Genomic DNA, 12,307 nt, shown 5'->3' with positions numbered 1-12,307 from the left:
ATGGGATTTCTTAAAAATATTAAGCGTCAAAAATTTTATTATTATATAACAAATATTTTTAGATACATAACTCCAAATTTTATTTTTAGATTTCAATTAAATAAATGGTTGAAAGTTGAAAATGATGAACTAAAAAAGCGTTTAGAATATTACATATCTCCCTCAGTTACTTCTTCTACTAATAAAAACGAATGGACATCATTAAAAGATTTTAAACTTCCTAAAAAAGGGAGTTTATATTTTTTCGATTTGGTAAAGTTTACAAAGTATTTTTCAGTAAAAAATAAAATAAAATTTAAATTCGGAGATGTTACTGAGAATTTTGATCAACCAACAATTGTTAAAAGTCGTCCTATAAATCATAATGGTAATTCTGTTTTAATGAAATTGGATTCTTTAAGACACTTTCATTTTATTACTGATAATAAGCAGTTTCATGAAAAAAATGATATGGTTGTTTGGAGAGGTGAAATTCATAAAGAAAACAGACGGTTATTAGTTGAGAAATTCCATAATCATTCATTATGTAATATTGGAGAAGTTAGTAAGAATGAACATTATCCTTTAGCATGGAAAAAAGAGTATTTAAGTATAAATCAGCAATTAGATTATAAATTCATTTTATCTATAGAAGGTATTGATGTTGCTACAAACTTAAAGTGGATTATGTCTTCTAATTCACTTTGCTTCATGCCTACTCCCATATTTGAAACTTGGTATATGGAAGGTAAATTAATACCTAACCATCATTATGTACATATTAAAGATGATTATTCTGATCTCTTAGAAAAAAGAGATTATTATCTTAATAATGTAAATGAAGCTTTAAATATTATAAAAAATGCAAATGATTGGGTAAAACAATTTGAAAACCCTACTTCAGAAAAACAACTTTCTTTATTAGTTTTAAATAATTATTTTAAACAAACTAGCTAGAATTAGATTAATTCTAGCCCTAGTTTTTTACCTTTTTCGATCATAAACTCATAACAAGCTTCATATTCATTAGGTATTTCACCTTCTAAAATAGCTTCTTTTATAGCTTCTTTTATTTGACCAATCTCTCTACACGGTTTTAAATTAAAGGCTTTCATAATCTCTTCTCCTGTTATTGGAGGTTGAAAATTACGAACTCTATCTCGTTCTTCAACTTCTTTTATTTTTTTACGAACAATTTCAAAATTTTTATGATAACGTTTAAATTTTTTCGGGTTTTTCGTTGTTATATCTGCCTCACAAAGAGTCATTAAACTATCAACATCTTCTCCTGAATCAAAAACTAAACGACGAACGGCGGAATCTGTTACTTCAGAAGCAAGTACTATAGGCCTTGAACTTAATAACACCATTTTTTGCACAAATTTCATTTTGTTGTTTAATGGCATTCTCAAGCGCTTAAATAATTTATACACCATCTTTGAACCAACAAATTCATGAGAATGAAATGTCCAACCTATTCTCGGATGATATTTTTTTGTAGGAGCTTTTCCTATATCATGCAATAAAGCTGCCCAACGCAACCAAACATCATTCGTTTTTAATGAAATATTGTCCACCACTTCTAATGTGTGATAAAAATTATCTTTATGCTTCTGTCCTTCCACTTCCTCAACCCCTTTAAGATCAATTAATTCAGGAATAATACGCTTAAGTAATTTCGTTTTTTCTAATAATAAAAAACCAATAGATGGTTTATACGATTCTAGAATTTTATTTAACTCCACTATAATTCTTTCACGAGTAATAATATCTATTCTGTCAGCGTTATTTGTAATCGCATCTAACGACTTTTCTTCTATTTTAAATCCTAATTGACTTGCAAACCTAACCGCCCTCATCATTCTTAATGGATCATCTGAATACGTAATATCAGGACTTAATGGTGTTTTAATTATTTTATTTTGTAAATCATCTATTCCATTAAAAGGGTCTAATAACAATCCAAAACTATCTTCATTTAAACTTAATGCTAAGGCATTTATTGTAAAATCTCTTCTATTTTGATCATCTACTAAAGTACCTTTCGATATTGTTGGATTCCTACTTTCTTCAGTGTATGATTCTTTTCTTGCTCCTACGAACTCAATTTCTACATCTTGAAATCGTAACATAGCAGTTCCGTAGGTTTTAAAAACCTGAACTTTTGGTTTAGTAGGCAATAAAGATGCTACTTTTTCTGCTAATTCAATACCACTACCAATAGCTACAATATCAATATCTTTAGCTGTTCCTCTTTGTAAAATATGGTCACGAACAAACCCACCAATTACATAACTTTCTAATCCTAACTCCTTAGCAGCTTTTGATATATAATGAAATATTTCGGCAGAAATTGCCTCTTTATAGTATTGTTTTTGCATAAAATTATTCTCTTATTACAATTACATTACCTTAATCGATTTATTATAATAGGTACTTTTACTGTAATCTTAATTAATGCAAATCTACTATTTATATAGTAAATTTAAATCTAAATTTTATGATTTGTATTAAGAGTTAAGCTTTAAACTTAGAAAATACGTATTTTTACAAACTGTTTAACTGAACAAAGAACAAAATGCTTGTTATTTTCAATAACGAGAAAAATATTTAATTTTCTTAAATGACTAAATTCAATATTCCTTACGGGAGACACAATATAGAACAAGACGATATTGATTCTGTTGTAAAAACATTACAATCGGATCTATTAACCCAAGGTCCAAAAGTAGAAGAATTTGAGCATAAATTTGCCAAATATGTAGGTGCTAAATATGCTGTTGCTATGTGTAATGCTACAGCTGGACTTCACCTTGCTGTATTGTCTTTAAATTTAAAAAAAGGTGATCGTATAATTACTACCCCAATAACTTTTGCTTCTTCTGCAAATTGTGCAAGATTTGTTGATGCTGAAGTTTGGTTTGCTGATATTAATCCTGAAACTTATTTAATTGATATAGACAAAACCAGAGAATTATTAAAATCTAAACCTAAAGGTTTTTTTAAAGGAATTATTCCTGTAAACTTTGGGGGATTACCTGTTAATTTAGAAGATTTCAAAAAATTAGCTGATGAATATGATTTATGGATTATTGAAGATTCATGTCATTCACCTGGTGGTAACTTTACTAATTCTAAAAAGAAAGATCAATACTGTGGAAATGGAAACTACGCAGATATATCTGTATTTTCTTTTCACCCAGTTAAGCATATTGCTTGTGGTGAAGGAGGAATGATTACGACTAACTCTAAAGAAATCTATGATAGGGTCATGTTACTTCGTACACATGGAATTACTAAAAATAATATGAAAGAGAATCATGGTAATTGGTATTATGAAATGCAAACTTTAGGGTTTAATTATAGACTGACAGATATCCATGCGTCTTTGGGAATTACACAATTAGCAAAAAATGATAAAAGAATAATAAAACGAAATCAAATTGCTAATAAATATATAAAAGCCTTCAATGGAAAAGTGAAATTTCAGCATACTCCTCCAGGCTATTTAAATGCTTATCATTTATTTGTTGTTGAAGTAAAAAAAAGGAAAAAATTTTTCGAGTTTTTAGTAACAGAAGGAATAGTTCCTCAAATACACTACATACCTCTTCATACATTTCCATATTATAAAAGTATAGGCTATGAAAACGCAGATCTAAAAAATGCTGAGAATTATTATAAAAACTGTTTTAGTCTACCAATGTATCCTAGCTTAAGCGATGAAGAACAAAATCATGTAATTAAAAAAGTATTAGAATTCGTAAATAAAGAGTATTAACCTTTGACTAAAAAAAAACTAATATTAGGTACTGTTCAATTTGGATTAAATTATGGTGTAAACAACACCAAAGGAAAACCATCATCAGAAAATATTAAAAATATTTTAGATACTGCTTATAATAATGGTATATATTTATTAGATACTGCTGAGGCTTATGGTGATTCTCAAGAAAAAATTGGAGAGTACCATCAAAATTCTTCTAATAAATTTGAAATAATTACTAAGTTTAGTGCTACTGTTAAAAACTTACCTTTTAATATTACAGAACGTATTAAAAAAAATATAGCAACTTTACAAGTAGACAATTTATACTGCTATATGTTTCATTCTTTTAAAGATTTTGATTCCTACTTTAAACCTTTCCAAAAAGATTTATCTTCTCTAAAAAAAGAAGGAATTATAAAAAAAATAGGAGTTTCATTGTATAAAAATGAAGAGTTTGAAAAAGTTTTAGAATTTGATGATATAGATTTAGTTCAATTACCCTTTAACTTGTTAGATAACACAACAAAAAGAGGCGAAATTTTAAGTAAAGCTGTAAAAAAAGGAATAGAAATTCATACAAGATCTGTTTTTTTACAAGGTTTGTTTTTTAAAAAAACAAAAGATTTAAGTGGTAACTTAAAGCCATTAAACAAGAATTTTGATAAACTACATAATCTCTGTTCAGATAATTATAAGATGAGTGACTTAGCATTAAACTATGTGCATAGCCAAGAAAAAATTGACAAAGTTTTAATTGGTGTTGATACAGTTAATCAATTATTAGATAATTTATCTTCAATTAAAAAAGAAATCTCAAGCGACAGAATTGAAGAAATTAACAATATTAATGTAGAACAAAATGAATTACTGAACCCTTCAAATTGGAAATTATGAAAATAGTAATTATAACACAGGCCAGAACTGGTTCAACAAGGCTACCTAACAAAGTTTTAAAAAAAATTGCGAATAAAACATTGTTAGAAATTCATCTAGAAAGAATATTACAAAGTAAATTAGCTACACATATTATTGTTGCAACAACCAATAAAATAGAAGACAATTTAATTGAAGAAGAGTCAAAAAAAATGAATATAGTTTGTTCAAGAGGGTCTGAAAACGATGTATTAGACCGTTTTTATCAAGCTGTAAAAAAATTGAATCCAGACTATATTGTCCGTCTAACTTCTGATTGTCCTCTACTCGATCCCCAATTAATAGATACTGTTATAAAAACCACAATAGATAAAAAGGTTGATTATTGTTCAAATGTTCAAGAAGAAACTTTCCCTGATGGGCAGGATATTGAAGTTTTCACTTATAAAGCACTAGAATTAGCATGGAAAAATGCTAAATTAATATCTGAAAGAGAACATGTTACTCCTTATATAAGAAACAACTCTTCTTTTTTTAATCAAAATCTATTTACTGCTTACAATTATTCTTCAAGTCATTTAAAATATAAAAATGTTAGAATGACTGTAGACGAACCTAAAGACTATGAAGTTGTTAGTAGCTTAATCAACTCTTTAGGAATTGATAAAGGTTGGAAAGAATATGCAGAATTATATTTAAATAATACTAACATATCTAATTTAAACAGTACCATTAATAGAAATGAAGGGTATAAAAAATCACTAAAAAAAGATTAAAATGAATACAGGTCAAAATTTATACAAAAAAGCTAAGAAATTAATCCCTGGGGGTACTATGTTACTTTCTAAAAGGCCAGAAATGTTCTTACCGGAAAAATGGCCTTCTTATTATTCTAAAGCCAAAGGTTGTAATGTATGGGATTTAGATAATATTAAATATACTGATGTTTCAATTATGGGTATTGGAACAAATATTTTAGGGTATGGTAATAAAGAAATAGATGAAGTTGTTTCTAATGTAGTTAAAACTGGAAACATGTCTACTTTTAACTGCCCTGAAGAAGTTTATTTAGCTGAAAAGCTTATTGAAATGAATCCTTGGGCTGATATGGTACGTTTTGCACGTTCAGGAGGAGAAGCTAATGCTATTGCAATTAGAATTGCTCGTGCTGCTAGTGGTAAAGACAAAGTTGCTATATGTGGTTATCATGGATGGCATGATTGGTATTTATCTACAAATTTAGGAAATGATGAAGGTTTAGATCAACATTTATTACCTGGATTAGATCCTGCCGGTGTTCCAAATCATTTAAAAGGAAGTACTTTACCTTTTTTATACAATAACTACGAAGAGCTTGAAAACTTGGTAAAAAACCATGATATAGGAGTTATTAAAATGGAAGTACAACGTAATCATGCACCAAAAGAAGGTTACCTTCAAAAGGTACGGAAACTAGCTACCGACCATAATATTGTTCTAATTTTTGATGAATGCACTTCAGGATTTAGAGAAACTTATGGTCCTATTTTCAAAAAATATGGAGTTGAACCTGATATGACTGTCTTTGGTAAAACAATAGCTAATGGATATGCATTAACTGCTGTAGTGGGTAAAAGAGAAGTAATGGAAGCCGCACAAAATACGTTTATCAGTTCTACTTTTTGGACAGAAAGAATAGGTCCTGCTGCTGCTTTAAAAACATTAGAGATTATGGAAAAAGAACAGCCTTGGGACTATATTACTGAAATGGGAAACTATATAAAAGAGCAATGGAATAGTATAGCTTCTAACAATGATTTAGAAATAAATACTTTTGGTATACCAGCCTTAGCTGGGTTTTCTTTTACTTCTAAAGATGCTTTAAAATATAAAACTTTTATTACGCAAGAATTATTAAAAAAAGGATACTTAGCTTCAACTGTTTTGTACAGTTGTACTGCGCATACTAAACCTATTATAAATGCATACTTAGATGAATTAAATACTGTTTTTCAAATCGTTGAAAAATGTGAGAAAGGAGCTTTAAAAATTGACAACTTATTAGAAAGTCCAATTTGTCATGGTGGTTTTAAAAGGTTAAATTAAAAATGAATCAAAAAAAACTTCTTTTTAGAGCTGATGGTAACTCAATAATTGGGTTAGGTCATTTATATCGACTTTTTGCCTTAGTTGAACTTTATAAAGAGAAAAATGATTTTATCTTTATAACTAAAGAGAGTTCTACTTTAAAAGTAATTCCTAAAGACTATTCAATTGAAACTATTTCTAATACTATTGATTTAATTGAAGAACCATATATTTTGTCAACAAAATACTCTCCTAAAGAATATATAGTTATAATAGATGGGTATCAATTTACATCTGAATATCAAAGAAAATTAAAATCATTAGGATATATTATTATATATATTGATGATTTAATTACAAATCATCAATATGCAGATGTAGTTATAAATCACTCTGAAGGCATAAAATCTAAGAAATATATTACTGAAAACTATACTGAATTAGCTTTAGGTACTAAATATGCTATATTAAGACCTTCTTTTTTAGAAGCAACAAAAAATAAAAGAATTATTAATACCATAAATACCGTTTTTGTATGTTTTGGAGGTGCTGATATGTATGATTTAAGCTATAAAGCTACAAAGGCGTTATTAAAATTTAATAAATTAAAAGAAATACATGTTTTATTAGGTGGTGCCTATAAGCATAATCAAATATTTAATTTACAAAAGAAGCATTCAAATATTCATATTTACCAAAACTTACAAGAAAAAGAAATTATATTAATAATGGAGAAGTGTAATTTAGCTATTGCTCCAGCAAGTACAACTTTATATGAATTATGTGCTATTCAAATGCCAATTTTATCAGGTTATTTTGTAGATAATCAATTAAATATTTATAATTCATTTACTAATAAAAAAGCGGTATATCCTGGAGGAGATTTTTCAAAATATGAAGAAGAAAACTTTTTTAAAGCTATTGAAAAAATTCTTAAAACTAATGATTATAATTCTTCCTTAAAAATTCAACAAAAATTATTTGACAGTAAAATTAGTAACCGCTTTTTTGAATTATTAAACTATGTTCAAATATCAACTAGAAAAGCTTCTAAAGATGATATGTTAAATGTTTATAATTGGTCAAATGATCCATTAGTAAGAAAAAACTCTTATAATTCTAATCCCATAACTTTAGAAAATCATGAAAAATGGTTCGAATCTAAAATAAATGATAAGAATAACATCTTCCATATTATAGAATACAACTCCTCTCCTGCTGGTATGGTTCGATATGAAGTTAAAGAAGAATACACAGTTGTAGGAATTACAATAGCAAAAAAATATAGAGGGAAAAAACTAGCTCATTTATTTTTAAAAAAATCGGCTAAAGAGTACTTCAAAGTATTAAAAAAACCTATTCTTGCTCACATAAAAAAAGAAAATATTGCTTCCGTTAAATCTTTTGAAAAATCTGGTTATAAATCTTATAAAGAAGAACAATATAACGGAATAAATAGTTTTATATATAAATTAGAAAAAAATGATTCCATCAGATAAATGTTTTATAATTGCTGAATTATCAGCAAACCATAACGGAAGTAAAGAAATTGCAATAGAAACTATTAGAGCTGCTAAAAGAACTGGTGCTGATGCAATTAAGTTTCAAACTTATACAGCAGATACAATTACTTTAAATTCTAAAAAAGATGATTTCAAATTAAAACAAGGAACCATTTGGGATGGAATGTTTTTACATGATTTATATAAACAAGCCTATACTCCATGGGAATGGTTTGAAGATCTATACAAAGTTGCTAGAGAAGAAGGTTTGATAGTCTTTTCGTCTCCTTTTGATAAAACAGCAGTTGATTTATTAGAGTCTTTAGATAATCCTATTTATAAAATTGCTTCTTTTGAAATTACTGATATTCCATTAATTGAATATTGTGCAAAAACAATGAAGCCTATCATTATTTCAACTGGAATAGCAACAGATGAAGATATTGAACTAGCTGTTAAAACATGTAGAGATGTTGGAAATAATGATATTACCTTATTAAAATGTACATCATCTTATCCAGCTCCTATTGAAGAAGCTAATCTTGTAATGATTAAAGATTTAAAAAAACGTTTTAATGTAAAATCTGGGCTTTCTGATCATACAATGGGTATTGTTACTCCTGTAGTTGCTGTAACTTTAGGTGCTACGGTTATTGAAAAACATTTTATTTTAAACAAAGAAATTGGAGGTCCTGATGCTTCATTTTCTTTAGATGAAACAGAGTTTACTCAAATGGTAAGTGCTGTTAGAGCTGCTGAAAAAGCTAGTGGAAAAATAAGTTACCAATTAACAGAAAAAATGAAAAATGGTAGAGAATTTTCTCGTTCATTATATATTTGTAAAGATGTTAAAAAGGGAGAATTTATTTCTGAAGAAAACGTAAGGTCTATTCGACCTGGTTTTGGACTACATCCAAAATACTATAATGATATTTTAGGAAAAAAACTTTTATTCGATCTTGAAAAGGGAACTCCTTTAGATCTAAACCATATAGAAAAAAACTAAGCTCTTAAAGTTATTACCGAACCATCTTTTCCTATTTTTAAAATAGTAGATGGTTTGGTATCCTTTTGTTTCTCATATAAATGGCTAACTATAAAATCAGTTTTTAGTTTAACCTCCTCAGATATATCTTTGAAAACTTTAGGTGTATTTTCTCCACTAATATTAGCTGAAGTAGATACAATTGGTTTACCAAATTGACTAATTAATTTATGGCAAAATTCATCTTTTACAATCCTTATAGCTACTGAGTTATCTTCTTTATTAATTATCTTCTCTGAAATTCCTTTTGAATCCTGATAAATTATAGTTGTTGGTTTTGTAGAATTTTTTATAATTTTTATAACTTCCTCAGGAACAAAAACATACTCTTTTAACATTTCTAAAGAATTGACAAGTACTATTAAACTCTTAGATTCTTTTCTTTTTTTTATTTTATAAATTTCACTTACTGCTTTGTCATTTGTTGCATCACAACCTAACCCCCAAACAGTATCAGTTGGATATAAAATAGTTTTTCCTTCTAAAAGAATTTCACTTACTTTATTAATATATGTGTACTCTATATTTGTTTCCAATCTTTCTTTATTGAGTTTGCTATTTTAACATCTATTCTATCACTAACTGTAACTACTTCATTTCCAAGTAAATTTGCATATAAACCTGTTGATGAAACATAATTATATATCGTAATGTTTTTATTAAAGAACAACAACTCTTCTAAAATTACATTACTACCTAACTCTTTAAATTCTATATCACTATTTTTAGAAAATACATTCTTTATTTCTAAAATTTCTGCTTGATTTTTAATTCTTAATTGCTCAGGATGAAATTTAAAAAACACCTTAGTTTGATTAGTAATTATTAAATGTTTAATAATTATTTCTAATAATTTTATGCTTTCCTCTTGAGAAACCATATTATAAGGAACAATAGCATCAAAAACTAATATTATACAAGTACCAAACAAGTCTTTATCTTCATAATTTGGTTTAGTATAAGAGGCTTGTAAAACTTTTTTTTCTTTACAGTTTTTGAATGCTTTATCATTAATACAAAAAGCTTTTTTGAACTTCTTATTTGTATAATCTAGCATTCTCATTCTTTTGCGTAACCCTGTTCTTCTTAAAAGGACATGTGATGCTATTTTAAATTTACTGTCTTTATAATTATACGCTAACAATCCTTCTTCTATATAATTATAAGATTTACAATTATCAATACTAAGGATTAAGTGTATTAATATTTCTCTTGATTGAGGAATATAAAATTCAAAATCAAAATTTAAAATTTCTGACCACTTTATTTTTATACCATCTTCTGATTCTTTTAAAATTGGATCATAACTAGGTATTTCATATAAAGTTACCCTCTTAATTGGTCTAGGCAATTGGTAATTTCTATAAGTCAAAAAAACTAAGTCTTCTTTTTTTAATTTTAATTGACTTATTACCATTTCAGAAACTAAAAAAGTTATGTGACTATGTATCCAAAAAACATGTTTCATACAAACTATTAATTAAATCCATTTTTACACCTTACAACCCCATTTTTAACAACATCTAAATATTTACTATAATTAATATTTTCATTACCTCTGTCATTAAACTTATGGTGTAAATGAAAACAAATAGCTACCATTTTTAGTTGTCGTTGTTTTATACCTAGATTTGTTAGTCTAGCAGCAAGTTCAATATCTTCATGTCCCCACCCATCCATATCATTATCGTAACCATTCACAGCTATAAAATCTTTTTTCCAAAAAGCAAAATTACATCCTTTTACGTTATTCGATTTAAATTTATCCTTTCTAAAAATAGAAGCAAAAAGTGGCATCCTAGTAGCATTAATTGTATTTTTTACATACTTTAATTCTTCTTTTAAAACAAAAATCTGGTTATTTAATATGCTTTCTGTTCTGTCTTTTAATATCAAAGCTCTACTTCCTTTAATAAAGAATCCCTTTTTAGCATTTTTTATATGATCTTGTATAAAGTGCTTTTCTAATAATATATCTCCATCTATTTGAACAATATAATTAGAAGAAGAGGAAGCTATAGCTTTGTTCATTATTATAGTCTTTCGAAACCCTTTATCCTCATGCCATAGGTGCTTAATTGGAATAGTTAATTTTTCTTTCCATTCTTCTATTACTTTTTTGGTATCTTCAGTAGATCCATCGTCCGCAATTAATATTTCATTTGGTAGTACTGTTTGATTTTGTACTGTACTTAAAACCATATGAAGCGCTTTGGGCCAATTATATGTTGAAATCAATAACGCTATATCCATTTTCTATAAATACTTATTAATTCCTTTTTCACAAAACTTAACTCCATCAGTTTTTGTACTTTCAAATACTGCTAAATTCTCTCCTAAAAATTCTTTTTCGTTAATTGGATGATCTATATGAAAAATAACACCACCAAGTTTTAAAAACCTTTTCTCTACTCCTGAATTCAAAAGGCGAGCAACAAATTCCTTGTCCTCAGGCCCCCAACCATAAAACGATTCATTATACCCATTAACTTTAATGGCATCTGCTCTCCAAAATGCCATATTACATCCATGAATTTCCCATCTTTCATCCCCATTAACTTTATAGTTTTTTTCGAAATATTTCCAAACCAATGGAAATCTAAATGAACTAAAAAAATTACTTACTCCTTTGGCAAAAATATTTATTGAAGCATCTTTAGTATCTAACTTATTTTTTGAAAGTTCAGTATCTAAATAAATTCTACTTGCTCTTACGAATGTATTTCTTTTTGCAAACTTATTATGATCTTTAATAAAGTAAGGATGCATTATTACATCTCCATCAATTTGTACTATATAATCTCCTGTAGCTTTAGCTATTGCTTTATTTCTAATTTCAGCTAATCGAAAACCTTTATCTTCATGCCAAACATGAATAAAAGGGACTTTAATTCTTCGTTTATATTCTTCTATTAAAACTCTAGTTTCTTCTTTTGAACCATCATCAGCTATTAATATTTCATCAGGTAACTCCTTTTGTAATAATACACTATTTAAAGTAAGTGTTAACGCTTCTGGCCAATTATAGGTAGCTATTATTAAAGACGTTTTAAAATTTGTTTTCATAGATTA

The 12,307-nt window shown here is 27.4% G+C and carries 12 protein-coding genes; 7 read left to right on the top strand and 5 right to left on the bottom strand.

The genetic code is table 11. From position 1 onward, the window contains the following. Nucleotides 1–936 carry a glycosyl transferase family 90 gene (locus DS884_RS12985; RefSeq protein ID WP_113787031.1) on the top strand — a complete coding sequence of 312 codons (936 nt, stop codon included), beginning with the start codon at nucleotides 1–3 and terminating at the stop codon, nucleotides 934–936. 2 nt (nucleotides 937–938) lie between these two features. Here DS884_RS12985 and DS884_RS12980 read toward each other — a convergent pair whose 3' ends face one another. Next, nucleotides 939–2,360 (bottom strand): CCA tRNA nucleotidyltransferase, encoded by a 1,422-nt coding sequence (locus tag DS884_RS12980; protein WP_113787030.1) that lies wholly within the window; start codon nucleotides 2,358–2,360, stop codon nucleotides 939–941. A gap of 242 nt (nucleotides 2,361–2,602) precedes the next feature. On the opposite strand from DS884_RS12980, the gene pseC reads away from it, so the two are divergent. From pseC to pseI, 6 genes are read left to right on the top strand one after another with little or no spacing between them, the layout of a single operon-like run. Continuing rightward, complete coding sequence (pseC, locus tag DS884_RS12975) at nucleotides 2,603–3,760, top strand: UDP-4-amino-4,6-dideoxy-N-acetyl-beta-L-altrosamine transaminase (protein ID WP_113787029.1); 1,158 nt, start codon at nucleotides 2,603–2,605, stop codon at nucleotides 3,758–3,760. A gap of 3 nt (nucleotides 3,761–3,763) precedes the next feature. Continuing rightward, nucleotides 3,764–4,642 carry an aldo/keto reductase gene (locus DS884_RS12970; RefSeq protein WP_113787028.1) on the top strand — a complete coding sequence of 293 codons (879 nt, stop codon included), beginning with the start codon at nucleotides 3,764–3,766 and terminating at the stop codon, nucleotides 4,640–4,642. Next, nucleotides 4,639–5,397 carry a cytidylyltransferase domain-containing protein gene (locus DS884_RS18580; RefSeq protein WP_199488213.1) on the top strand — a complete coding sequence of 253 codons (759 nt, stop codon included), beginning with the start codon at nucleotides 4,639–4,641 and terminating at the stop codon, nucleotides 5,395–5,397. The genes DS884_RS12970 and DS884_RS18580 overlap by 4 nt, the downstream gene beginning before the upstream one ends. Before the next feature lies 1 nt (nucleotide 5,398). Beyond that, the gene (locus tag DS884_RS18575) at nucleotides 5,399–6,706 is read left to right on the top strand and encodes an aminotransferase class III-fold pyridoxal phosphate-dependent enzyme (protein WP_199488212.1); all 1,308 of its coding nucleotides are present in this window, start codon (nucleotides 5,399–5,401) and stop codon (nucleotides 6,704–6,706) included. A gap of 2 nt (nucleotides 6,707–6,708) precedes the next feature. Next, nucleotides 6,709–8,187 (top strand): UDP-2,4-diacetamido-2,4,6-trideoxy-beta-L-altropyranose hydrolase, encoded by a 1,479-nt coding sequence (gene pseG / locus DS884_RS12960; RefSeq protein ID WP_113787027.1) that lies wholly within the window; start codon nucleotides 6,709–6,711, stop codon nucleotides 8,185–8,187. Further along, complete coding sequence (gene pseI, locus DS884_RS12955) at nucleotides 8,171–9,196, top strand: pseudaminic acid synthase (protein ID WP_113787026.1); 1,026 nt, start codon at nucleotides 8,171–8,173, stop codon at nucleotides 9,194–9,196. The genes pseG and pseI overlap by 17 nt, the downstream gene beginning before the upstream one ends. On the opposite strand, the gene DS884_RS12950 is transcribed toward pseI, so the two are convergent. The 4 genes from DS884_RS12950 to DS884_RS12935 are packed head-to-tail and all read right to left on the bottom strand — an operon-like array spanning nucleotide 9,193 to nucleotide 12,301. Next, a complete protein-coding gene (locus tag DS884_RS12950) occupies nucleotides 9,193–9,771 on the bottom strand; it encodes an L-threonylcarbamoyladenylate synthase (RefSeq protein ID WP_233487157.1) in 579 nt (192 codons plus the stop codon). The two genes, pseI and DS884_RS12950, sit on opposite strands and share 4 nt — an antisense overlap. Beyond that, nucleotides 9,756–10,703 (bottom strand): polysialyltransferase family glycosyltransferase, encoded by a 948-nt coding sequence (locus tag DS884_RS12945; RefSeq protein ID WP_113787025.1) that lies wholly within the window; start codon nucleotides 10,701–10,703, stop codon nucleotides 9,756–9,758. The genes DS884_RS12950 and DS884_RS12945 overlap by 16 nt, the downstream gene beginning before the upstream one ends. An 8-nt stretch (nucleotides 10,704–10,711) precedes the next feature. After that, complete coding sequence (locus DS884_RS12940) at nucleotides 10,712–11,488, bottom strand: glycosyltransferase family 2 protein (protein WP_113787024.1); 777 nt, start codon at nucleotides 11,486–11,488, stop codon at nucleotides 10,712–10,714. 3 nt (nucleotides 11,489–11,491) lie between these two features. Then, nucleotides 11,492–12,301 carry a glycosyltransferase family 2 protein gene (locus DS884_RS12935; protein WP_113787023.1) on the bottom strand — a complete coding sequence of 270 codons (810 nt, stop codon included), beginning with the start codon at nucleotides 12,299–12,301 and terminating at the stop codon, nucleotides 11,492–11,494. Between the last annotated feature and the right edge of the window lie 6 nt (nucleotides 12,302–12,307).

Source organism: Tenacibaculum sp. E3R01 (assembly GCF_003318185.1).
Taxonomy (GTDB): Bacteria; Bacteroidota; Bacteroidia; order Flavobacteriales; family Flavobacteriaceae; genus Polaribacter; species Polaribacter halocynthiae.
This window is presented reverse-complemented; position numbering and strand designations above follow the sequence as displayed.